The sequence below is a fragment of the Chryseobacterium sp. PCH239 genome (assembly GCF_018924625.1).
Classification (GTDB): domain Bacteria; phylum Bacteroidota; class Bacteroidia; order Flavobacteriales; family Weeksellaceae; genus Chryseobacterium; species Chryseobacterium cucumeris.
In genome coordinates, this window is the sequence record NZ_CP073027.1 from 1,161,754 (window position 1) to 1,184,562 (window position 22,809).

Genomic DNA, 22,809 nt, shown 5'->3' on the forward strand with positions numbered 1-22,809 from the left:
AGGTAAGCTTTTCGGATATTTCAAGCTGGATATTTAAGAAAAACTGTCTTTAAAAGCTTGTATAGAATTTTTTACTTTCAGCTTTTCCAGGATATTCTGACGGTGTCTGTTTACCGTATTGACGCTTATAGAAAGCAGGCCTGCAATTTCTTTGCTTGCATATCCCTCTCCTACACATTTTAAAACTTCTAATTCTCTGGGGCTTAAAATATTTTTATAATCGAGCTTATCTTTTACAACCACTTCCCCTTTGATTACATTGACAATCATAAAATCAGGAGCACCGGATGAAGTCAATGCAATATTATAAAGACAAAGAGCGAGCCTAAGTCTGCCGTTATCGGGTGAATAAATATAAAACATACGGTGTTTCACCCATCTGTAGTCTTCATTTTTATCCTTCATCCTTATTTTTGAAACCACACTATATGCCGTACGTTCTTCTATTTCCATGGTCTCCAGCAATTTGAAAAAACGGAGTTCATGGATGTATTTTTTCAGGCGGTCATCAGGGTGTATCTTTTTCAGCATATCTTCTTCCCAGATGGAGTCTATTTCCGCAGGGTTTTCCTCCATCTTTAGCCCAAGTTCATCTGCTGCCGCAGATTTATAAATAAAACTTTTATTCTCCTGCATATCGCTCAGTACACATATTGCACCTTCCATCTGAGAGTATGCCAACGCTCTCTGTTTATAGATCTCTAGATCAAGCTGGCATTTTTTCAAGGCGCTATCCAGTAATTGATCACTAAGCTGTTCACGGATTTCCATAATGGTTATTTATCAGTATTGACGCAAATGAAGTTTAATAATACTTTTGCTAAAATAATAATTTACCCTTAGAACTTATCCCAAAGAGAATGAAGAAACTGATTTTCTGCTTTTGCGCCTTATCCCTGATTCAAAAGTTTTCCGCCCAGAGTCTTGAGAAAATGACCTGGTTTAATGAACCTGAAAAATGGGAAATCAAAAACAACAGCCTTTCTATGTTTGTAACACCACAGAGCGATTACTGGAGGGTTTCACATTATGGATTTACTGTAGATGACGCTCCTTTCTACTACACCACATATGGCGGTGAATTTGAGGCAAAAGTAAAAATAACCGGCAGTTATAAAGCAAGATTTGACCAGATGGGGCTTATGCTGCGAACAGATCATGAACATTATATCAAAGCCGGAGTAGAATTTGTAGATGGTAAGTACAATCTCAGCACTGTGGTCACCCACAATAAAAGTGACTGGAGTGTCATTACATTAGAAAAAACACCTCCTGCCATATGGATAAAAGCGGTGAGAAGACTGGATGCTGTTGAGATATTGTATTCTTTTGATGATAAAAATTATATCATGATGCGGAATGCGCCTTTTCAGGATAACATTCCTGTAATGGTTGGATTAATGGCAGCCTGTCCTGACGGAGAAGGATTCAATGCTGTTTTTGAAAACTTCAGAGTAAAACACCTGCCGGATCAGCGCAGACTCAAGTGGCTTGAAACCCATCAATAACGATTGAATTACACTTCAATATACAGTCAATTTTATTTACCTCCCACCATTTCCGGGAGGTTTTTTGATTTAAAAAGGGATTCTGAATATTAAAAAATAAAAAAGAGACCGTACTAAAAGTAAACAGTCTCTTTTGTTGTTGAGATAAAAACCGTTTGTGTTCTTAGAATCATTATTTAGACAATAAAGCTTCTTAATTGTTGTGAGAATATTTTTGCAAAAATATGAATATCCATAAGCCCTGACAAAGTTATCATGTAGAATAAACCATCTTTTTTTGTCGAAGTTTTACTACAAAACAAATTAAATTAAACTTTAACCATTCATATAAAAACTAATAAAATTATTCAGACATGATAATATTTCTCATTTATAAAATTCTAAAACAATTCAGAAATCCAGCACAATACAGAGGTCTATAAAAGATAATTTAAAATGAATGTGATATAAATTTATCACTTATTATTGAAATACAACAATGTGTCAAAAAAAATTGAATGGCTTATTGTCTGCAATACATGATAAAACTTATAGAAAACAAAATATGCAATACTAATTTATCGCCATAATTTCACTATTTTTACACGATCAAAAAATATAAAACACAAAAGACCAGAAAACTTCAATGATAAAAATTTATTCTCAATCGTTCCTGCCTTTTAAAAAAACTTTGACTTGTACAAATACTATTATTAACCGTCTATTGCATTAGCAGCAGATATAGATCAGTTTTGCACATATATGAGAGTTTGGGCATTAATTTTTGCTTGTATCTATCTAAACATTTTCGGGCAGCACTATACATCTACGTGGTATAACATAGATAACGGGCTTCCCCAAAGCAGTGCAAAGGCCATTGTCAAAGACAAATATGGCTTCATCTGGATTTCTACTGAAAACGGACTGGTAAGGTATGACGGGAGTTCTTTTATTACCTTTAATAATTTCAGGGTAAATAATCTTCATTTTGGCGAATTTATAGGAGATCCGTGCCTTGACAGCATCACCGTTCTTAATAATTTTCAGGAAAATAAAATTATTATCAGAAACAGGTTTCCTAAACTGGCAAGCCTTACTAAGGGCGATAAAATGACCTATTGCAATGGTACCGATATCCTGCACCGTATTGCCAATAATATCATTACATCGGATTTCTATAATGACGTCCAGTATTTTATTCAGCTTAGAAATTCTGTTTATCATTTTACAGAAAAGAATGCCATCATCTATAAGGAAGGAAAAAAGGAAATAAAAATTGCTTTCCCTTTTACCAATAAAGACCTAAATTACATCTTTGTACTGAATAATCACCTTTTCGTCAATGATCTGAAAAAAAGAAAGACCTACTCCATCTACAAGGGGCAGCTTTCTGTTTCTGATCAACCTACACTTTTTAACCACCCTGATACGAAAATATACTGGCAGCAGATTACCAATCAGACTTTTATTATCAACCACGACAATATTTATCTTTTAGAAGGTAACGAAAAGGATCTCCGTTTAAAATTTCTTGTCAATTTTGAAGAAATCGGAAATCATTCCTACTGCTCGATGTTCTATGATAAAGCGTTCAACAAATTGTACCTGGGAACGCTGAATAATGGTCTGAATGTTCTTCAGCTTTCCAATTTCTATGTATCGAGAAAAGAAGCTGATTTTTCCAGCAATGTATATTTCGCATCTCTTCCTTTCAGCCAAAGTACAATTATTGCTGAGGACGGAACAGAATTCGGAAGAAACGGAATTGTAAACAGCCATCTTTTCGGAAACAATGACAATTATCTGATGATGTATGACAATTCCGGAAATATTCTGATCAAAAAGAGAAACCATATCGTCAGGTTTTATAAAAATTCGGGATATAAAAAAAAGGATTCCACTTTTGTTAAAAAGGGACTTGAAACATTTATGAAAAGCGGAAGCCTTTACGGCACTACCTTCACAAATCTTTCAGGCACCCAACTCCATCTGTACAAAAAGGATATATTCAGCCAGCCGGATTACACCTATACTTTTAAAAGTTTTGTCAATATTTTTCATCAATATAATGAGAATGAAATTCTGACCGGAAACAGCGACGGCCTTTATTCTATAGCACTACGAAGCAATGGCATAACTCCTTTGATCAAAAATATTCATGTCAAAAGTATTATCAGGACAAAAGATAATCTGATATGGATTACAACAGAGAAAAACGGCTTCTATCTATTCAGAAATCATAAGCTGATCAAGATGCCAAACGATATGAACAATTATCTCCAGTCGGCTCATTATATTCTTGAAGACCAGAAGGGATATTATTGGATTTCGTCGAATAACGGGATGTTTAAGGTCGCTAAAAAACAATTACTGCAGTATGCGGAAGGCAAAAAAACTCCTGTTTTTTATTATCGTTTCACCAAAAAAGACGGTTTCCTGACCAATGAATTTAATGGAAGCTCGGAGCCTAACGCCTACGCTCTTCCGAACGGAGATTTTGTATTTCCTTCAATGGACGGCTTTGTATTTTTCAATCCGGAAAGTATTCAGACTTATTATCCGGGAAGAAATAACATTTATATTGAACGGGTAAAAATCGGAAATTCTGAGCCTCAGTATTTTCATCAGATCCTTGATTTGAAAAATGATTACAAAACAGCGGATGTCTTTATTGATATTCCTTATTTTTCCAATCCTGAAAACCTTTACATTGAAGCAAAAATATCAGGAAAAGAAAATACCGAATGGGAAAAGATTGCCACAGGAAAAGAATTAAAATACACCATCAGCAACCTTTCTCCCGGAGATTACACCCTGAGGGTAAGAGTATTGATTTCTGCTGACGGGAAATATGAAGAAAAGGTAATACATTTTAAAATTCAGCCTCTTTTTTATCAGACCTTGCTTTTCAGAGTGTCTGCGTCCATTATTATCCTTATTATCATCATCATTATCGTTCAGTTAACCACGAATTTTCTCAGGATAAAAAATAAAGCTTTAAAACAGATTGTTCATAATAAAAACTCTGAACTGAAGGAAACCTCTCTTCACCTGGAGCTCGTAAAAAACAACCTGCAGAAAGAAACAGAATATCAGAAGAAACTGGTGGAAACTATCAGTCATGACATTACCACTCCCATCAGATTTATTGCTATGCTTTCTCAGAAATTACATGAATCTGATGATGTAGAACTTCAGAAAAAATACTTTGACAGTATTTATAAATCTTCCGAACAGCTGTATCAGTTTACCCTGAATTTGAAAGAATACACTGAGCTCTATAAGGCTGAAAATATTTTCGAAGAAAAGGAATATCCCATCAACAGAATCCTGGAGACCAAGAATAAACTGTTCTGTGAAATTGCCAAAGAAAAAGGAACTACGATCACCAATCTTACTGAAGGTGTCATCTATTCCAGGGTAAATGAAAGTATTTTAACAGCCATTATTCATAACCTGCTTGATAATGCTGTGAAGAATACCTCTCAGGGAAACATTACCCTTAGGATTACCGAAAATCTACAAAAATCCACAATAATAATTAGTGACACAGGAACAGGAATGTCTGAGGAACAGATTGCTATCTATATGAATCTGTTCAGAAATCCAAAACTGGAAACCCCCAGTTTTAAAGGAAAAGGATTGGGTCTGCATATGGTTATCCATCTGGTAAAAAAGATCAATGCTGAAATGAATTTCAGGCAAAACCATCCTAAGGGAACTGTTGTGGAAGTAACGCTCAAAAAAACTAATCTTTATGAATGAAAAAATTTTAATTGCTGATGATCATTATGTAGTAAGAGCAGGAACCTGTCTGGTTCTTGAAACTGCTTATCCGGGTCTGAATATAGATTTTGCTGAAAATTATGACCAGGTGAAAAAGAAACTTGAAGATCAGCGGTATGACCTAATTATTTTAGACATTGATATGCCAGGAACCCAATATAAAAAAATGGTTCCGGAGCTTAAAGATATACAGAATGACCTTAAAATTCTAATATTCTCAGGATATGATAAAGATGTAGCCATCCAATATATCAGGGAAGGAGCTGAAGGCTATCTGAATAAACAAAGCAGTGAAGAGGAAATTAAAAATGCGGTGAAAACGGTCATTGAAAAGGGATATTTCTACCCTGCAGAGCTGATTGGTCTTATTATTCAAAACAAAAGAAATAATCCCGTAGAGAAGTTATCATCCAGGGAATACGAAATCTTCAAACTTCTGGCGGACGGTAATGGCAATCTGGAAATCGCCAACAGGCTCAATATTCAAATGTCTACAGTAAGCACTTATAAAAAAAGAATTTTTCAAAAGCTTAATGTTGGAAATATTGCTGAACTGATCAAAGTCTATGAAATGATGCATTAAAACGGGGCCGGAAATCCATAGTATCCCAACCCCAGAAAAAACACAAATCTCATGAGATTTTAACAGCTAACCCATTGATTTTTTATGCGTTATTTTTTATCATTGTATTTTTAGAATCATCTGTCGGTGTACTAGTACAGTCTCTGTACAGAGAGAAATAACTCCCTTGTATTATCAGAAGTATTGGAATCTGTGGTTGTAGCATCGCTGCTTCCTGTTGTAGATTTATTATCTACACGGAATGCATAATACACTCTGTACCATCTTGGCTCCGGTTCCTGTACTGTAATATCAAATGTTACCGTCTCATTATGGGTCTGGGTAAGATAAACACCATCATCAAATTGTCTGTAAGCTCCCGGTGATAATTTAATATTTCCATTATCAGAATCACCGGTATGGGTAGACATTTCCGAAACCCAGATTTTCACATCTGAAGTTCCTACATTGTAAAGTCTCGGATTAAAAGTGGTAGCCGCTCCCGTACCTGCTGAACTGCTGTTAAACTGGGCATCAAGTCTTAGAAAACCTCCCAAAACCGGAAGATCAGTAAGATAGGTACTGGCCAATGTATTGGCTCCCGAAGTACCTGCAGGAATGCTTCCGTGATAATAGATTAAATCTCCAATGGGAATATCATTATCTTGTCCCCCAAAAGCAAATTTCCAGGTAGTTCCGTTGAACATATAATAGCCGGCTTTATCTACTTTTGCTGTTTTTACAGAAGGAACAGTTACAGCCTGTGTTACATACACCAAAGCTCCAGTCTGAGCTGCCAGATAAACATTATCTTTAGCTCTTAACTGATCTCCTGTCATTCGGGGAGCCATCACTCCGTCAGCCGCAGTAGCCACATCGGGCTTTCCTTCTACATGCAAAGTTACTTTAGGGGAATCTGTATTGATCCCAACCTGGGAAAATGCCACTATTGAAAAACACATCATAATGCTGGCAAGAGGTAATTTTATTTTTTTCATTTTAGTATATTTGTTTAAAAATTGAATAAATCGTTTAGGGTTAATTGAAAGATCATCAATCAGCCTTTGTTGAGCTAGCTGGTGCAAAGTTATCCGGACTGACAAATCAAATCCATGAATAATCAATGAAAAACAGGAAACAGCTCATAAAACACAAATTTCTAATAACCAGAAAGTTAAACCAGTCATTTTCTGAAATCTGACTGTTAAGAGAAAATATTGGAATGATTTAAAATTACCTTCTGCCACAAATGACCACCGAAAAAGACATAAAAATTGAACAGTACAAAAGACAGCTGGTGTATTATTATAATATTCTGATGTCGGTTATTCTTGCCCTATTTGGTTTAATATTTACTTTTATTATTCCCGATAAAATAATGGCCTGGTATCTTTTCGGAGGACTTTTTTTAATGGTCTATACATATCTGATTGTACGCAAATCCTACTCGGTGAATGTCATGGTGCATTCCTACATTATTATTGCGACACTTTATAATTTTTACATTATGCTGGCTTTCTGGAACAATTCTATAGCGAGTTTTGTCTGGCTTATTCCGATTCCGCTGGCAGCCTATGTTTTCTTTCAAAGAAAGTATGTTTTTATTTACAGCATATATGTTTTGCTGAATATTATAGCGGGATACCTTATTTCTAAATCTTTCAGCTTTAAATTCCCGATACACCAACCAGAAGATGTGAGAATTACCGATACCATCCTTATGATTTCCAATGTAGCAGTCATTGCACTCCTGCTCTATTTTAAGGATAAAATAAAACGGGTTGAAATTTACCATGAAATTGAGGAGAAAGCCCAGAGTACAGCAATACAGCCGGTTCCTACAGCAGACAAAGCTCCTTTTGCGGATGAACTGTTTGAAAAAATTGAATCAGTGATGAGAGAGAAACAGCTGTATAAAGATGTTAATTTTAATATTTCAAAGCTTTCTACAGAAATGGATATAAACAGCAGTTATATCTCAAAATCAATTCGTACAAAAGGATATCCCAACTTCAATAATTACCTGAATATGCACAGAATTGAGTGTGTAAAAAGATTACTTCATGAAAATGACATTGAAAAAGTAACCCTTATGTATATTTACACAGAAGCAGGATTTTCTAATCAGTCCACCTTCAACAGAGTTTTCAAACAGATGGAGAATATTACTCCTTCAGAGTACATCAACAGTCTGCAGCTTCATTGATTTGTTTCGCCAATCAATATCATTGAGATAATGATTTTTAAATTCGGAAAATAATCAGGAAATTTACATCACTTAATTTTTCCATCAAACCACTGCATTTTAATGCAAAAAAATCATGAATTCATCTGAAAAAGCACTTCAGGGAAGCTCACGTTTCCGATATATAAAACTTTGTATTTTCTTTTCAGGACTTTCGGTTTTTGCACAGCTTTATCTTTTCCAGCCGATGCTGCCTATGGTTGCAGAGCAGTTCGGAGTGTCTGTAGGTGATACTTCCCTGCTGGTTTCATCATCCACAATAGGTATGGCATTGGGATTACTGTTTTTTGCTTTTAAAGCAGACAGCTATTCCAGAAAAAGTCTTATGGTTTTTTCGCTGATTTCATCTGCCATTCTGACTATTATTTCTACCTGGATTCCAAGTTTAAGTCTGCTCATTGCTATCGGAATATTGAAAGGATTTGTTGTTTCAGGCGTCTCAGCAGTTGCCCTTGCCTACCTTACAGAAGAAGTGGATGCTCTGGCAGTACCTGCAGCCATCAGTATGTATCTTAGCGGAAATACAATAGGTGGAATGAGCGGAAGGATAATGGCGACTCTTTTTGCAGGGGAATTCGGATGGCGTAATGCTGTTCTTCTGATCGGTATAGAAAGTTTTATTCTTGGTGCCGTATTCTGGAAACTGTTTCCGGAATCAAAATTTTTCAATTCTCAGAAAACAGATTATCATCTTAAGGTAAAACAGATGAAATTTTTCCTTACCAATCCTTACATGCTCCGTTTATATTGTACTGCAGCATTATTAATGGGTGTTTTCGTGAGTGTTTATAATTACCTGACATTCAGACTAGAGGCCAAACCATTTTCATTAAGCCACTTTATCATTGCTTTTATCTTTCTGATGTATATTTTTGGCGTCTTCGGAACAATGATCGTAGGCCGTCTTTCAAGGAGGTTTCCCATGAATAATATCCTTAAAGCATCCATTCTGACTATGATTATCGGAGCTGCTTTATTGCTGTCTGAAAACATTTATATCCTTATTTTCGGACTCGGGCTTTTCACCCTATCATTCTTCGCTGCTCATACTATGGCCAGCCAGATGACCGCACTGTATGCCAAACGAGGAAAATCTTCTGCTACTTCTATTTACTGGCTTTTTTATTATTTTGGTTCAAGTATTCTGGGAAGTGGTACCGGCTACCTGCTTCATGCTTATTCCTGGAATGTTTTTATAGGAGTTCTTATGATAAGTGTTATAACCGCTCTTCTTCTTACCACTATTAATACCAATCCAAAAGCGGGAATAAAAAACTAATACCACATAGATACCACATCCAATATTTCATGATTATGGGACAATTCACGTATAATGTACTATTTTAACGTATTATTAATTTTTTATATCAAAAATTTAACCTAATATCCTTCAAAACAAGATTTAACAATGCAATGTCGGGCATACTATTTGCTATTTTACTAAAGACCATATCACCATTTAAAATCAAAATATTATGAACGTAGCAGATCTAAAAATCAAGAACTTGGTTGAGTATAAAAATCAGATTTATACCATTGCTGAGATCTTTCAAAATGTCGAACAGGCTTATTTTGTTAAAATTGAAAATGATATTCAAAGTATTTCGGTCCCGGCAGCATCCATTAAACCGATTAAAATAACGGAAGAATGGCTTGAAAAGCTCGGCTTTTCACGAACAGACAGTTCAGATCAGAGTATACGGTATGAAAGACCGGAAGCTTTTATAAAATATGATATAGACCTAAGTTCCAGAAAAATACTGGAAGGGCTGAAAATATACGGGAACGCCATAAAGTGTAAATATATCCATGAGTTTCAGAATATTTTCTCAAGCTTATTCGGAAAGGAAACTGTTTTACATTATGGTTATTTGAAAACAGAATCGTAGTTAAATAGTTCTTAGTTGAGGAAGACCACAATTTACATGATAAATTGTGGTCTTCTTTTTAGAATAAACATACACAATCTCTCATCTTTTTCATTTAAAATAAATATGCTTGTGTAGAAACAAAAAATGGCATATGTTATTGGTTTATGATTTAAATGACATCGCTAATTTTCAAATAAATTTTCGTGTTTTTGAATAAAGTAAATTTTTTTGTTTTTATCATTTTCTTTAGAGTTTAAATTATAAATTAAATATGTATCATTTACATACTCTAGCTTGATATTTGGAAACTGCTTTTTAAGTGATTGTATTTTATTGTCATGGGTAATGTTAAATACATTTAGTGGTTTAGAGTAAGTTAAAAATATGACCACAACTATTGTTAAAAGTAAACCAAATGCCATTGGCAATGCACTGGCCGACATTAATTTAATGATATAAATACAGAACATTGTTGCTAAAATTAAAAAAACCGTTTTTAAAAAGATATCAGAATAAGAAATTGCGGAAAAATTATAATAATTTCTTAAAAAAAGATAGCATATTATTAATAAAGAACCTATACCAAAAAGAATTTTGAGTGGATGGGATTTATACTTATCAACAAATTTATTAAAATAGAAAACTGTAAATAACATTATAGAAAGCTGAAATAATATTGAAATTCCATCAAGTAAAACTTGGCTAGTTGAAAAATAAATTAGCAATGAAGGAGATAATATACTTAATAATAAGAATTGTCTAATACCTCCCAATAATGCAGGGATGATAATTATAAGGGATAAATTTTCTGATAAATATTTAATTATCCGGTTTTCGAAAAGTTGATTTTGGGTACTTGCCATGTTAATTATTTTTTATCCAGTGCTTTCCCTTCTTCAAATAGAGTTTCAAACTTTTGAATATAAAACCTTCTATTATCAAGTTCATCATCAGGGTTTTTGATAAATACTAAATATGTATCGTTATAATAAATTAGTTCAGCTTTTTTTGAAAATTTTTCTCTAACATTTTTTGTCAAACTAGTAACATTTTCCACATTATACTGGAATGGTTTAATCATAATTATATAAAAAACAGCATATAATATAGTCACAACAGTCATAAGCTTTAATGCTATTTTCATTTTATTTGAAGAATAAATTTGAGTATTAATTGATGTATCGTAAGAATCTGCAAGAATTAAAGAAAGTAATACTAAAGAAAGGCTTTTCAGAAGATATGATGTGAAAGTGGATAAATTATAGGTTGTTTCTATTATTTGAAAACCATTGAAATAAAAAAGTATTCCAGAATATAATAATAAAAAAAAGAGCATTAGAATTTTTTTTGCGAGAAAGTTTCTAATGTTTTTTAATACTATTTTATAAAAAAAGATTGCAGTACAAATCATAAATATTACTTGAAAAATTGTTTCTAAACCATCTATTGCAATCTGAGTAAAGGAAAAATACTGTATAAGGGTTGGGGAATAAAATAAAAGTATGATGAATTGTCTTAATCCACCTAATAACGAAGGGACAAAAATAATTAATGAAAAGTTTTCTTTAATAAATTTGAAAATTTCATTTTGTTCGATTTTTTGTATTAATGTATTCACAAGTTATTTAGTTTCAACAAATATATTAATTAGTTAGGGATTTGGAAATATTCGAAATATCTTAATTGTTGGTTACTTTTATTGTTTATTTTTTATGAATAGTTTTCTATTGCGAACTTTACTCCATTGGAAGACTGTATCTTTCAAAACCTATTATCCTTTCGGCGGGTATTCACCCTGCATTATCACTACAAATTTTTAATATTTTCGTAAATTTGCCAGCGTACACTATTAAGTACACCACTTCATGATGGATACAGATATAATACTTTCGCAACTCATAGAACACTTTCGAGAAATCGTTTTTTTAGAAGATAAAGATATTGACTGTATTAGTTCCAAATTAGAAATTATACAACTTAAAAAGAAAGATTATCTGCTTCGCGAAGGACAGGTTTCCAGACATATGCGTTTCATTGCACAGGGAAGCCTCTATGCGTACCACATTGATGAAAAAGGAAAAGAAAATACCACTCAGCTGGGTATTGAAAACTGGTGGGTAAATGATCTTTACAGCTATCTTAGCGAACTGCCTTCAAGAATGTTTATTCAGGCTAATGAAGATACCACCATCATCCAGATCAGTAAAAATAATCTGGAATTATTGTACAAAGAAGTTCCGGCTGTCTCAGAATTCTGGCGCCTGAAAATGCAGTCTGCCTATGTTATTTTACAGGAAAGAACCTTTGAACATTCCCGTGTTGATGCCTACACCAAATACAGAACATTTGTCACTACTTACCGTAATATCGAACAGCGTTTTCCTCAATACATGATCGCTTCCTACCTCGGAATCACCGTAGAATACCTTAGCTATCTGAGAAAAAAACACCTGTCTGACGTTTCTTAAGATTTCTTAAGTTTATTCCGTTCCGGCCTGAATAATTTTGCTCACAGAAATTTAATGAGTGAAATATGAAGGCAAAAATTATCGCTATAACAGCTCTTGTATCAGCTTCCCTGAGCCTGAATGCACAGCAGCTTTCCTATACCCCGGATCTTGTTTTAGGACATCGCTCCTATACTTATATGCACAATATCAATTATCAGCTGAATGAACGGTTGAAACTGAACAATCTTACCCTATTTGATACAGAATATACCAAAGATAAAGAAAACATATTCTTCATCAGAAATACCCTCTCGTATAATCTTACCAAAAGACTGAGTGCCAATGCGGCATTGGGAATGAAAAATCCCGGCGCATTTTTCAGTATTTACCTGCAATATAAAATCATCCAGTCCTCCTATTCACTTTCCTACTCTATAGGAACTACGTATCAGAAAGGATTTTCTCTGGAACAGTCTGTATCATTTGAATACACCCCTTATCTGACAGAAAATTTCAAAGGATACTTTAGTGTACTCGCTATTGGGAATCTTGATGACAGCGGATACCCCAGAGGGTTACAGTTTGTCAGATTAGGAGTAAAACAGAATAAAATGATGTACGGACTGGCTTCCAATTTTGATCAGTTTAATAACGGAAAAAAGACCCTGGAAAATATCGGGGCATTTGTAAAATATAACTTTTAAATAATGATAAGAAATGAAAAAGAACATTGATTTAGGAATGCTGATTATAAGAATAGCAATCGGATTTCCCATGTCTGTTTATGGAATCAGTAAGTTGATTCACGGAATTGGGTTTATTGAGGACATGATGATCATGTACGGCTTACCATCATTCTTTGCCTATGGTGTATTTGTGGGAGAAATTATAGCTCCTGTACTGTTGATCTTAGGATTCCGGGCCCGTCTGGCGGGATTAATCTTTGCTGCCAATTGCTTCACGGCTACCCTACTGGCGCAAACAGCCAATATTTTCAAGCTTAATGACTTTGGAGGCTGGGCGTTGGAACTGCTTGTGATTTATATGCTCGTAAGTCTAAGTTTTTTCTTTACCGGTGCCGGAAAATACGCAGTTTCAACCCAAAATACGTGGGATTAATCCAAATGAAATACATAAAGTGAACTCAATAAAAAGTCTCCCGATCAACAACCGGAAGGCTTTTATAATGATTGATCATTTACTGTGTTGAGAAAAAATCCTCTTTTCCGATAAGATAAATATTGATCAGCTCCTGCCTGTTGATATCAACTATATCTCCATTCTTGAACTTATATTTCTTTTGAAGAGGCTTCTTATTAAAGTAAACCTTACCTGAAGCAAGCAAGAGGTTCAGCTTAGATGATGAAAGCCCTAAACAGATTCGCATGACTGTTGAGACTCTCATATTAAAATCAAAAGAAGACTGTATTTGAAAAGAAATGGACTCATCTTCCCTATTCATAAGATCTTCTACGGGAAGATTGGGGTACAGAATTTCATATTCCACACTTTCCCAGTCGGCTTCCACATTATTTTTTCTTCTCATTTCCTGTGAGAAAGCGTATTGCCAGGCAGTTTCCACATTGTTTTCTGAGAATTTACGGAATATTTCTTTACTGATTGATTCTGTTCTGATTCTTGAAAATACGGTCATATTATAGGTATTGCTGCATTTTACACACCGGTAAATCAGCCATATATCAATATTCTTTTTCTGGGCATTCAGTCTGAATTTATCGCTGCATTGAAATCTGTCGCTGTTACATTGATTGCATTTCTTTTTGAGTAAGGGAGTATTTTTCGCTTTTACCTCCCAGATATATTGGGTATTCATTACTTATAATCGTGCTTAATATTCTTTGTTGGATTTTTTCCATATTATTCACGCATACAGAAAGGTATACCTCCGTAGTATTATTCAAAGATCAGGTAAGCTATAGTTTTTCTCTGTAGTAAAGTTTTGATCAATAGCATTGGTCAAAGCCGGAATAGCAGAGATAAAGTCACCTTTAACAGTGAATACGATAAATAATATGATGAAATAAAAACCTGTCCGGGCAGAATTACCCAGACGAAAGAACGATCAGCCTGTGGTTACTGAGACTGATACTAAGCTAAAATAAGTTTAAGAGTGGTTCTCAAAACGTTTTATTTACTTGGTTATGATAAAAGTAGTCAATTTTATCGAAGAACAGAGCATTTTTCACAGGTAAATTCAAAAAACCAAATGGACAATCTCTAAAATGGACCATACAACAAAGAAAAATTGAACTTTACAACAAACCCGTCTTTTCCGTTTCTGCCGAACTTTGTGGTATTAAAATCATCAAAAATGAATCAGATTAATAAAATTTACATCAATGGCGAATTTGTTACGCCAAGAGGAACAGAAACTTTTGATCTTATCAATCCCGTTACCAACCAAAAAACCGGAGAAGTGGTTCTTGGAAATGAAGAAGATACCAGAATGGCCATTGCAGCAGCAAAGAAAGCTTTTTCAACTTTTTCAAAAACAACAAAGGAAGAAAGGATTCATTTTCTCAGAAAACTGCATGAAGCTGTAAGCAAAAGAGAAGATGAGTTGGTTGCTGTTATGGTGAATGAATATGGAGGAACTTTACAGTTCAGCAGAATGAGTGTCCAAAATGCAATCTCTGCCTTTACAGCTACGATCAATACTTTAGAATCTTATGATTTCGAAAGAACGGTGGGACATTCTAAAGTACGTTTTGAATCTTTAGGCGTAGTTGGAATTATTACCCCATGGAATGCCAGCAACAGCTTTATCTGTAATAAACTCGCTACTGCCATTGCTGCCGGATGTACAGCTGTGATCAAACCCAGTGAAATGAGTGGAGTACAAACCCAGCTGCTTACTGAATGTTTCCACGAAGCCGGCCTTCCGGAAGGAGTTTTCAATATCGTCAACGGATTAGGAAATGTAGTGGGAAATGAAATTACCCAGCATCCTGATATCGCTAAAATATCTTTCACAGGATCTACATTAACGGGAAAAGCGATTGCTAAAGGAGCTGTAGATACGATGAAAAGAGTAACCTTAGAACTTGGAGGGAAGTCTCCTAATATTATCCTGGAAGATGCCGATTTTGAAAAAGCAATTCCTATGGCCGTTTTCGGGGCTTATATGAACAATGGCCAGGCTTGCATCGCCCCTACCCGATTGCTGGTTCCTCAAAACAGGCTGGAGGAGGTAAATGAACTTGCTAAAAAAGCCGCAGGACAAGTAAAAGTAGGAAATCCTGACGAAGAAGACACTCTTGTAGGACCTATGGTGAGTGTAAAACAATTTGAAAGAGTACAAAGTTATATCCGTCTGGGACAGGAAGAAGGTGCTGTTCTGCTTGCAGGTGGTGAAGGCAAACCGGAAGGTCTTGAAAGTGGTAATTTCGTGAAAGCGACCATCTTTACCAATGTCCGTAATGATATGCGTATTGCGCAAGAGGAAATTTTCGGACCTGTACTGTCTATTATTCCTTATGCCAATGAAGAGGAAGCCATTGCTATTGCCAATGATACTACATATGGTCTTGCAGCTTATATCAGTTCTGCCAACCAAGAACATGCAGAACGTGTAGCCGCACAGATTGATGCCGGAAGAATCTGCATTAATGGGTTTGCGCATGATCCTTATGCGCCTTTCGGAGGTTTCAAACAAAGCGGTATCGGACGTGAGTTTGGTGTATTCGGACTGGAAGCTTACCTGGAACCCAAAACGATTCTGGCTTAATATGATCTTCTTCACAGCAAATATTCTCAGGATTACTTTGCTGTGGAGATTCTATGATCCTTAAAAGTTTTGTAAGTTTGAATAAGAATTGATCAAGAAACAACTTTCTGAGCTATGAGCGAAAATAATATTCCTTTTCCCATCAATTACTCCTGTCATTTTTCAGAATTCAGGGAAGGAGAACAATTTGCACGAATTCACAGCCTCGGCCTGGTGCTCTCCGGGGAAATGGAACTTAATGATGGCATCACAAAAACGATATTTAAAGAAGGAGAACTCTATTCTGCAAGGAAAAACAGTTTATTGAAATTCGCAAAATATCCACCCAAAAACGGTGAAATCAGAACCATATCCATCTATTTTGACGATGCCATGCTTCATGACTTCAGCCGTGAGTATGGATATCAGGCAGAAAAAAAGGACAATGTCCAGGCCTATATTAAACCGGAGCAAAAGGCATTACATTCTTTTATGTACTCATTATTACCGTATGAAGATCTTCCTGCTTCTGAAGAAATACTGAAGCTTAAACAAAAAGAAGCTCTCCTCTTACTGTTGAATTACGATCCCGGCCTTAAGGATATTTTGTTTGATTTTTCCGAACCCTATAAAATAGATATTGAATCTTTTATGAATAAAAACTTTCATTTCAATGTCAATGTAGAGCGTTTTGCTTATTTAACAGGGAGAAGTCTGTCTGCATTTAAAAGGGATTTTCAAAAGATATTCGGAATTCCGCCAAGACAGTGGCTGCAGCTTCGGAGATTAAAGGAAGCCCATTTTCTGCTTACCCAAAAAGGAAGATCAGTTTCTGATATTTATCTGGATCTTGGGTTTGAAAATCTATCCCATTTTTCGTTTGCGTTTAAAAAACAGTTTGGTTATCCGCCAAGTGCTTTACAGGCAAAATAGTTCAGAAACACATGTTTATTATAAAACACAATAGTAAAACTTTACTTCAACAACATTTCACCGGATTACCATAATAAATCGTGCCATGAATATCATGGCACGATCTGAATAATTGAATCTAATTATTTCTAAAGTTTTTTAAAGTGCATATTCTATTGAAGCTTCTTTAGCAGCGGCAACCATTGCGATTAAAGCTTTTTCAGTTTCTTCCCAATGTCTTGTCTTCAGTCCGCAATCAGGGTTTACCCAAAGTTGGTTGGCAGGAATGACGTTCTGAGCCTTTCTCAGCAATTCAATCATTTCTTCTTTTGAAGGAACTCTTGGTGAGTGAATATCGTATACTCCAGGACCAATTTCATTCGGATATTTGAAATCGGCGAAAGCATTCAGCAGCTCCATCTGAGAACGTGAACATTCTATGGTAATGACATCTGCATCCATATCGGCAATGTTTTCAATAATATCATTGAACTCAGAATAACACATGTGAGTGTGAATTTGGGTAGCATCTTCCACTCCGCTTGCTGAAATTCTGAAAGCTTCCACTGCCCATTTTAGATAATTCTGCCAGTCTGTTTTTCTTAATGGTAGTCCTTCTCTGATGGCAGGTTCATCAATCTGAATAATTCTGATCCCTGCTTTTTCCAGGTCCACTACCTCATCACGAATTGCCAAGGCAATCTGCTTACAAGTTTCTGAACGAGGCTGATCATCACGTACAAAAGACCACTGTAAAATCGTAACCGGACCTGTCAACATTCCTTTTACCCATTTTTCAGTCTGGGATTGTGCATATTCAGACCAATACACCGTCATCGGAGTCGGGCGGGAAACATCACCGAAGATGACAGGAGGTTTCACACAACGGCTTCCGTAGCTTTGTACCCAACCGTTTTTAGTGAATACAAATCCTTCCAACTGTTCTCCGAAATATTCCACCATGTCATTTCGCTCAAATTCTCCATGAACCAATACATCAATTCCGATGTCTTCCTGCCAACGGATTGTTCTCTGCGTTTCCTGTTTCAATAAGGTATCATATTGTTCCGCAGTAAGCTCTCCTTTTTTAAATTTTGCTCTCCAGCTTCTTACTTCTGTGGTTTGCGGGAATGATCCGATTGTAGTGGTTGGAAATAAAGGTAGCTGCAATACTTCCTGCTGTTCTTCTTTACGGATTTTGAAGGTATTTATTCTCTGAGCATCTTTTTCAGTAACTGAATTCACTCTCTGTTTTACCTGATCATTATGGATAAGAGAAGAAGTTCTTCTGCTTTCAATGGCTTTTTTATTTTCTTCAAATGCTTCAAGAACCTGTTCATTTTCCGTTCCGGATGCCAGTTGTTTAAGTGTTACGACTTCCTTTACTTTTTGTTTTGCAAAAGCCAGCCAGTTTTTAATTTCAGGATTGAGACGGGTTTCAAAATCAAGGTCACAAGGTGAATGAAGCAATGAACATGATGGTGCAATCAGAATTCTTTCAGATCCTAATTTCTCAACAGCTTTTCTGATGAAAGACAATGATTTTTCGTAATCATTTTTCCAGATATTTCTACCGTCGGTTACTCCTAATGAAAGGCTTAAGCTTTCCGGAATAACATTCAGAATATCATCTAACTGTCCAGGATTTCTCACCAGATCAATATGCAATGTATTCACCGGAAGAGAAACAGCAATTGATGTATTATCTTTTAATCCGTCAAAATAAGTGGCAACGATAAATTTCAGTTTCGGAAAACGTTTTCTGATTTCAGCATACACAGAAAGGTAAGTTTCTTTGGCTTTTTCTGTTAAATCCAACGCCAGAAAAGGTTCATCAAACTGAATCCATTCCGCACCCTGATCCTGAAGTTTGGTTAAAATCTCTGTATAGACTGGAAGAAGATTTCCAGCCAGATCCAATTTATCGAAGCCTTCTTCTTTTTCTTTTCCTAATAACAGATAAGAAACCAGTCCAATAATCACCGGTTTTGCATTGATTCCCGCTTGTTTTGCTCCGGCAAATTCATTGAAAATCTTATCTGAGCTCAGTTTAAACTGTTGATTTTTATAAAATTCCGGAACGATATAGTGATAGTTGGTATCGAACCACTTGGTCATTTCCATGGCAGTGATATCCAATCCATCTTTCTGATATCCTCTTGCCATTGCAAAATAAAGATCCAATTCAGTATTGTTCTTTTTAAGCACCACTTCATGGTAACGTGTTGGAATGGCTCCTACTACAAGGCTCATATCCAATACCTGATCATAGTATGAAAAATCATTACACGGGATAAGGTCTATCCCTGCTTCTTTCTGGATATTCCAGTTTTGGTTACAGATAGTTCTTCCGGTATTCAGAAGTTCTTCCAAAAGGATTTTACCTGACCAATACTGTTCGCAGGCTTTTTTGAGTTCTCTTTTGCTACCAATACGCGGATAGCCAAGGATGTGAGTTTGCATTTTTTTAAACTTTTTAATTAAACTTATTGGGAAAGTTCTTTAAAAGGCTTCGTAATGTTTTATCGGAAGAAGTTTCAGGAAAGTCATGACATAGCAGACAGCGTAATTTCCTTTACAAAAGAAAATACCCGAATCCGATATATCATCTGTATGACCCCAAAGCTTCAGACCGCGAAAGCATTGTCAATTCAGTAAAGGCAGGTCTCCTGACTTGTAACAGTTTCCGTCATCCTTCCCGCTTTTGGCAGTGGATCTGCAAGGACAGAAACCTTTGGTGTGTTACTTACAGTTGCGCGACAGCTCGTGATTTGCACACGATTCCCTATTAATCTACGTTAAGTAAAACCTTTTCTGTTTGATGAAGTATCTGTAAAGAACTGTACTTTTACCTTTAACTATGGTCATCAGTAAAAGTTTTTAATTTTGTGTAAAATTAGCAATACAGAATAAAAATACAATTATTATCAAATAATTAAGCAAATTAAACTTTTAAAAACAAAAATAAAAGCATAAAATTCTGTACATTTGAATGTTTTAATCATTTAAAAGAATAATATTCTGTGGAACAACTCGATGATAAGGACTTACAGCTGCTAAGGCTGCTCCAGAAAAATGCTAAACTCACCGTTAAGGAACTTGCGAAAGAGGTAAATCTTTCTACCTCACCTGTTTTTGAAAGGGTAAAAAGGCTTGAACAGGAAGGTTTTGTTAAAAGATATGCGGCCGTTCTTGATGCCGAAAAACTGAATCGCGGATTTACGGTTTTCTGCCAGATCAAGCTCAAAATCCACGACAGATCAGTAGGTTATGATTTTGTAAAGGAGATTTTAGAAATCGAAGAAGTTGCCGAATGTTACAATATTTCCGGGGATTTTGATTTCCTTCTGAAAGTTCAGGTACGGGATATGAAGCATTATCAGGATTTTGTATTCAATAAGCTTGGATCTGTGGATTCCATAGGGAGTACCCACAGTACGTTTGTGATGGCTGAGGTAAAAAACAACCATGGGCTGACGATATAGCTTTCGCTTTACGTTAATCTGCTTCAGATATAAAAAAATCCGTCGATAATGACGGATGTTGTTATTATTCTAATTTTCCAGTACTTAATTGGCTGCCGGATCAACAAGCGTTGGTGTTAAACCTAATGATTTCAACAGGTTTTTATTGTCAAAAAACAATGTTGCATAATGTTTTCCTTTTTTAAAAACAAGTTTTGATCCACCTGGAAATTCACTGTCAGCTCCTAATTTTTGGGTTTTAGCATTGTATTTAGTGAACCTGGTTTTACTATCCTGTAAGGTACTTTTATTCAGCACAAGGCCAAAAGGAAGCCCTTCCACCACTAAAGATTTATTGTCTGAAGCTGCGAAAAACATCTCATTGACAGCATTATCTTTTCCAAGACCACAATAAAGTTCCAGCCCTGTTTTCATTGGCCATTTTGCATATTTTTCTTCGTTGGCATCTTCATAAAAAACAGTTTTTACATTCAGTGCTTTTGATATTTTATCGGGTGTCTGTGGGAAGATAAATTCTGAATTTTTGTCCAATAAAGAATTCAAAGCGGCTGTTTTTTGTGAAAATGCAGTCACACTTAATGCCAGAAAAAAGAGGGTTACAATGAAATTGAATGGTTTCGTCTGCATGAGAATATTTTAAAATTTTAATAATTTGATGATTAAAGGTATTAAAATTACACAATTTGTGTGATATAATTCTATGGTGAAACCTTATCTATAAAATTCCCGATTTTACTTCTTTTGCTGCAAATTGAACACCGTCCCAGCAGGATCAGTAATCCAGTGCATGTTGTCAGGAAGTTCTTCAATCTCGTCACAGGTTTCCACACCATTTGACAGCAAGTATTCTGTTGCTGTTTCTACATCAGGGACCGTGAGTTGTAACCAGGTTTCGGAATGGGTATAATTGTCGACACAATCCAGCCAAATAATATTATTCCCGAATTTTACTTCGTGAGTTCTGGAAACAGTAGGATTATTAATGGGTTTTTCCTCCACTTCTAATTTTAGAATTTCTCTGTAGAAGGCCACTGTTTTTTCATATTTATTTTTGGGAATTTTTATAGCGATATTAATTCCTGCTTCAAATTTTGGATTCATACTCAAACTATTTTAAAAAATTATTCAGATAGTTCAGAATCATTGCTGTCTGCATCATCAGACTCACATGGGTTTGTCCCGGAGCAATAGCCAATTGCGATTTGGGCATTTCTCCCATGTCCGCAAAGACATCACCTCCCAATAATTTATAGGTTTTTGAAAGTTCTGTTTTGTCCAATCCATCATTATCACCAGCTATGATTAAAACCGGTACCCGAATTTTAGAAATGTTATTATCGCCAAGATCAAAAGGTTGTCCCGCAGAAGCTATCATCTGCTGCAGAAATGGAGTCCATTTTGTTTTATCTGGTGCTACAGCATTATAGGCAGTATGCATAGGACTGTTTGTAAAGAGGTCGGGTTTCATTCCTTCAAGCGCTTTATTTACTTCGGGCAGCCAGCCATTAGTTTTATATGTTGACGAAATAATAACCAATTTGTTCAGTCTTTGCGGACTCTGTATCGCTAATTGATAAGCCACTTCACCTCCAAAACTGTATCCTACAACATCAGCTTTATCAATTTTCAGATAGTCCATTATCTTTGTAACATCACTGGCCAAAGTAGCGTGTGATAATTTCCTTTCCGAAAACGGAGTATGTCCATGTCCCTGTAATTCAAGTGCTATTACTTTTCTGTTTTTAGACAATTCCGGGATCAGCTCGCCCCAATTCAGGTCAATCGTCATAAAGGCTCCATGTAACAGTACAACAGGCTTTCCTTTACCATAAACTTCATAATACACTTTGATTCCGTTGGCAGGCGCATAGCCGCTTTCAGAAGGTTTTATTTTTTGTCCATATAATTTTGATACTGTAAGAAAAACAGTTAGGACCACTAATGCAGAGAATTTGAATAAATTTTTCATAATATTATCAGATTTGGTGGATTAAACTTTTAATCAAAATTACCAAGTCAATCTGAAAACGGACTTGTCAAAAGACAAGATTTTATTAAGATGTAATGAATTTTAAAACTGAATCTCAAAACCCACCCCATTAAATTATTTTACACAATTCTACACAACATTATATAATTAATCAATTAAAAATAAATATTTTTATAATAATTCTACAATAGTTGATAAAATTTGATTAATTTCGAATAGAACTAAACTTAAAAATTATTATGAAAAATTTAAAGAAAATCGAAAGACAGGAATTGAAAACAATTAAGGGTGGAA

21 protein-coding genes and 1 riboswitch are annotated in these 22,809 nt (G+C 35.3%); of the genes, 12 read left to right on the plus strand and 9 right to left on the minus strand.

Annotation, left to right across the window (positions count from 1 at the left end; translation table 11 throughout):
- Positions 1-33: 33 nt before the first annotated feature.
- Positions 34-771 (minus strand): LuxR C-terminal-related transcriptional regulator, encoded by a 738-nt coding sequence (locus KBP46_RS05410; protein WP_120230827.1) that lies wholly within the window; start codon positions 769-771, stop codon positions 34-36.
- A gap of 89 nt (positions 772-860) precedes the next feature.
- On the opposite strand from KBP46_RS05410, the gene KBP46_RS05415 reads away from it, so the two are divergent.
- The 3 genes from KBP46_RS05415 (at position 861) to KBP46_RS05425 (ending at position 5,856) form a co-directional block, all read left to right on the plus strand.
- Positions 861-1,508, plus strand: coding sequence for a DUF1349 domain-containing protein (locus tag KBP46_RS05415; RefSeq protein ID WP_216444828.1), 648 nt, complete (start codon positions 861-863; stop codon positions 1,506-1,508).
- 741 nt (positions 1,509-2,249) lie between these two features.
- The gene (locus tag KBP46_RS05420; RefSeq protein WP_216444829.1) at positions 2,250-5,252 is read left to right on the plus strand and encodes an ATP-binding protein; all 3,003 of its coding nucleotides are present in this window, start codon (positions 2,250-2,252) and stop codon (positions 5,250-5,252) included.
- Complete coding sequence (locus KBP46_RS05425; RefSeq protein WP_062670379.1) at positions 5,245-5,856, plus strand: response regulator transcription factor; 612 nt, start codon at positions 5,245-5,247, stop codon at positions 5,854-5,856. Before KBP46_RS05420 ends, KBP46_RS05425 begins: the two co-directional genes overlap by 8 nt.
- 131 nt (positions 5,857-5,987) lie before the next feature.
- Here KBP46_RS05425 and KBP46_RS05430 read toward each other — a convergent pair whose 3' ends face one another.
- Positions 5,988-6,833, minus strand: a complete 846-nt coding sequence (locus KBP46_RS05430; RefSeq protein ID WP_216444830.1) for a hypothetical protein — start codon at positions 6,831-6,833, stop codon at positions 5,988-5,990.
- Between the two features lie 251 nt (positions 6,834-7,084).
- On the opposite strand from KBP46_RS05430, the gene KBP46_RS05435 reads away from it, so the two are divergent.
- The 3 genes from KBP46_RS05435 (at position 7,085) to KBP46_RS05445 (ending at position 9,969) form a co-directional block, all read left to right on the plus strand.
- Positions 7,085-8,041, plus strand: coding sequence for an AraC family transcriptional regulator (locus tag KBP46_RS05435; protein WP_216444831.1), 957 nt, complete (start codon positions 7,085-7,087; stop codon positions 8,039-8,041).
- 115 nt (positions 8,042-8,156) lie between these two features.
- The gene (locus KBP46_RS05440) at positions 8,157-9,359 is read left to right on the plus strand and encodes an MFS transporter (protein WP_120230823.1); all 1,203 of its coding nucleotides are present in this window, start codon (positions 8,157-8,159) and stop codon (positions 9,357-9,359) included.
- Positions 9,360-9,555: 196 nt separating this feature from the next.
- Positions 9,556-9,969 (plus strand): hypothetical protein, encoded by a 414-nt coding sequence (locus KBP46_RS05445; protein WP_062670388.1) that lies wholly within the window; start codon positions 9,556-9,558, stop codon positions 9,967-9,969.
- Positions 9,970-10,133: 164 nt separating this feature from the next.
- Here KBP46_RS05445 and KBP46_RS05450 read toward each other — a convergent pair whose 3' ends face one another.
- Entirely contained in the window at positions 10,134-10,814 is a 681-nt protein-coding gene (locus tag KBP46_RS05450; protein WP_216444832.1) for a hypothetical protein, read from the minus strand.
- Between the two features lie 5 nt (positions 10,815-10,819).
- On the minus strand, positions 10,820-11,569 hold the full coding sequence (locus KBP46_RS05455; protein WP_216444833.1) for a hypothetical protein: 750 nt from the start codon (positions 11,567-11,569) through the stop codon (positions 10,820-10,822).
- A 247-nt stretch (positions 11,570-11,816) separates the two neighbouring features.
- Here KBP46_RS05455 and KBP46_RS05460 point away from each other — a divergent pair, with 247 nt between their 5' ends.
- From KBP46_RS05460 to KBP46_RS05470, 3 genes are all read left to right on the plus strand, one after another.
- Entirely contained in the window at positions 11,817-12,419 is a 603-nt protein-coding gene (locus KBP46_RS05460; RefSeq protein WP_367397892.1) for a Crp/Fnr family transcriptional regulator, read from the plus strand.
- A 65-nt stretch (positions 12,420-12,484) separates the two neighbouring features.
- Positions 12,485-13,105, plus strand: a complete 621-nt coding sequence (locus KBP46_RS05465) for a hypothetical protein (protein ID WP_216444834.1) — start codon at positions 12,485-12,487, stop codon at positions 13,103-13,105.
- 13 nt (positions 13,106-13,118) lie between these two features.
- The gene (locus tag KBP46_RS05470; RefSeq protein ID WP_062670394.1) at positions 13,119-13,520 is read left to right on the plus strand and encodes a DoxX family protein; all 402 of its coding nucleotides are present in this window, start codon (positions 13,119-13,121) and stop codon (positions 13,518-13,520) included.
- A 79-nt stretch (positions 13,521-13,599) separates the two neighbouring features.
- Here the strand turns inward: KBP46_RS05470 and KBP46_RS05475 are convergent, their stop codons facing one another.
- Positions 13,600-14,235, minus strand: coding sequence for a DUF1062 domain-containing protein (locus KBP46_RS05475; protein WP_216444835.1), 636 nt, complete (start codon positions 14,233-14,235; stop codon positions 13,600-13,602).
- 498 nt (positions 14,236-14,733) lie between these two features.
- Here KBP46_RS05475 and KBP46_RS05480 point away from each other — a divergent pair, with 498 nt between their 5' ends.
- Both KBP46_RS05480 and KBP46_RS05485 read left to right on the plus strand, forming a co-directional pair.
- The gene (locus KBP46_RS05480; RefSeq protein ID WP_216444836.1) at positions 14,734-16,149 is read left to right on the plus strand and encodes an aldehyde dehydrogenase family protein; all 1,416 of its coding nucleotides are present in this window, start codon (positions 14,734-14,736) and stop codon (positions 16,147-16,149) included.
- A gap of 114 nt (positions 16,150-16,263) precedes the next feature.
- Positions 16,264-17,061, plus strand: coding sequence for an AraC family transcriptional regulator (locus KBP46_RS05485; protein WP_216444837.1), 798 nt, complete (start codon positions 16,264-16,266; stop codon positions 17,059-17,061).
- 138 nt (positions 17,062-17,199) lie between these two features.
- Here the strand turns inward: KBP46_RS05485 and metE are convergent, their stop codons facing one another.
- A complete protein-coding gene (gene metE / locus KBP46_RS05490; RefSeq protein WP_216444838.1) occupies positions 17,200-19,503 on the minus strand; it encodes a 5-methyltetrahydropteroyltriglutamate--homocysteine S-methyltransferase in 2,304 nt (767 codons plus the stop codon).
- A 178-nt stretch (positions 19,504-19,681) separates the two neighbouring features.
- A riboswitch (cobalamin riboswitch) is annotated at positions 19,682-19,868 on the minus strand.
- Between the two features lie 195 nt (positions 19,869-20,063).
- Here metE and KBP46_RS05495 point away from each other — a divergent pair.
- Positions 20,064-20,525 carry an Lrp/AsnC family transcriptional regulator gene (locus tag KBP46_RS05495; protein WP_062670399.1) on the plus strand — a complete coding sequence of 154 codons (462 nt, stop codon included), beginning with the start codon at positions 20,064-20,066 and terminating at the stop codon, positions 20,523-20,525.
- An 84-nt stretch (positions 20,526-20,609) separates the two neighbouring features.
- Here KBP46_RS05495 and KBP46_RS05500 read toward each other — a convergent pair whose 3' ends face one another.
- From KBP46_RS05500 to KBP46_RS05510, 3 genes are all read right to left on the minus strand, one after another.
- Positions 20,610-21,152 (minus strand): hypothetical protein, encoded by a 543-nt coding sequence (locus tag KBP46_RS05500; protein WP_216444839.1) that lies wholly within the window; start codon positions 21,150-21,152, stop codon positions 20,610-20,612.
- A 105-nt stretch (positions 21,153-21,257) separates the two neighbouring features.
- Positions 21,258-21,626 carry a VOC family protein gene (locus KBP46_RS05505; protein WP_120230810.1) on the minus strand — a complete coding sequence of 123 codons (369 nt, stop codon included), beginning with the start codon at positions 21,624-21,626 and terminating at the stop codon, positions 21,258-21,260.
- Between the two features lie 7 nt (positions 21,627-21,633).
- Complete coding sequence (locus KBP46_RS05510) at positions 21,634-22,494, minus strand: alpha/beta fold hydrolase (protein ID WP_216444840.1); 861 nt, start codon at positions 22,492-22,494, stop codon at positions 21,634-21,636.
- Positions 22,495-22,809 lie beyond the last annotated feature (315 nt).

Bases quoted from the DNA above. Each gene is read 5' to 3' on its own strand.
- KBP46_RS05460 (WP_367397892.1), top strand. From the start codon at position 11,817: ATGATGGATACAGATATAATACTTTCGCAACTCATAGAACACTTTCGA.
- KBP46_RS05410 (WP_120230827.1), bottom strand. From the start codon at position 771: ATGGAAATCCGTGAACAGCTTAGTGATCAATTACTGGATAGCGCCTTG.
- KBP46_RS05445 (WP_062670388.1), top strand. From the start codon at position 9,556: ATGAACGTAGCAGATCTAAAAATCAAGAACTTGGTTGAGTATAAAAAT.
- KBP46_RS05480 (WP_216444836.1), top strand. From the start codon at position 14,734: ATGAATCAGATTAATAAAATTTACATCAATGGCGAATTTGTTACGCCA.
- KBP46_RS05425 (WP_062670379.1), top strand. From the start codon at position 5,245: ATGAATGAAAAAATTTTAATTGCTGATGATCATTATGTAGTAAGAGCA.
- KBP46_RS05465 (WP_216444834.1), top strand. From the start codon at position 12,485: ATGAAGGCAAAAATTATCGCTATAACAGCTCTTGTATCAGCTTCCCTG.
- KBP46_RS05440 (WP_120230823.1), top strand. From the start codon at position 8,157: ATGAATTCATCTGAAAAAGCACTTCAGGGAAGCTCACGTTTCCGATAT.
- KBP46_RS05450 (WP_216444832.1), bottom strand. From the start codon at position 10,814: ATGGCAAGTACCCAAAATCAACTTTTCGAAAACCGGATAATTAAATAT.
- KBP46_RS05485 (WP_216444837.1), top strand. From the start codon at position 16,264: ATGAGCGAAAATAATATTCCTTTTCCCATCAATTACTCCTGTCATTTT.
- KBP46_RS05420 (WP_216444829.1), top strand. From the start codon at position 2,250: ATGAGAGTTTGGGCATTAATTTTTGCTTGTATCTATCTAAACATTTTC.
- metE (WP_216444838.1), bottom strand. From the start codon at position 19,503: ATGCAAACTCACATCCTTGGCTATCCGCGTATTGGTAGCAAAAGAGAA.
- KBP46_RS05430 (WP_216444830.1), bottom strand. From the start codon at position 6,833: ATGAAAAAAATAAAATTACCTCTTGCCAGCATTATGATGTGTTTTTCA.
- KBP46_RS05435 (WP_216444831.1), top strand. From the start codon at position 7,085: ATGACCACCGAAAAAGACATAAAAATTGAACAGTACAAAAGACAGCTG.
- KBP46_RS05500 (WP_216444839.1), bottom strand. From the start codon at position 21,152: ATGCAGACGAAACCATTCAATTTCATTGTAACCCTCTTTTTTCTGGCA.
- KBP46_RS05475 (WP_216444835.1), bottom strand. From the start codon at position 14,235: ATGAATACCCAATATATCTGGGAGGTAAAAGCGAAAAATACTCCCTTA.
- KBP46_RS05505 (WP_120230810.1), bottom strand. From the start codon at position 21,626: ATGAATCCAAAATTTGAAGCAGGAATTAATATCGCTATAAAAATTCCC.
- KBP46_RS05510 (WP_216444840.1), bottom strand. From the start codon at position 22,494: ATGAAAAATTTATTCAAATTCTCTGCATTAGTGGTCCTAACTGTTTTT.
- KBP46_RS05415 (WP_216444828.1), top strand. From the start codon at position 861: ATGAAGAAACTGATTTTCTGCTTTTGCGCCTTATCCCTGATTCAAAAG.
- KBP46_RS05470 (WP_062670394.1), top strand. From the start codon at position 13,119: ATGAAAAAGAACATTGATTTAGGAATGCTGATTATAAGAATAGCAATC.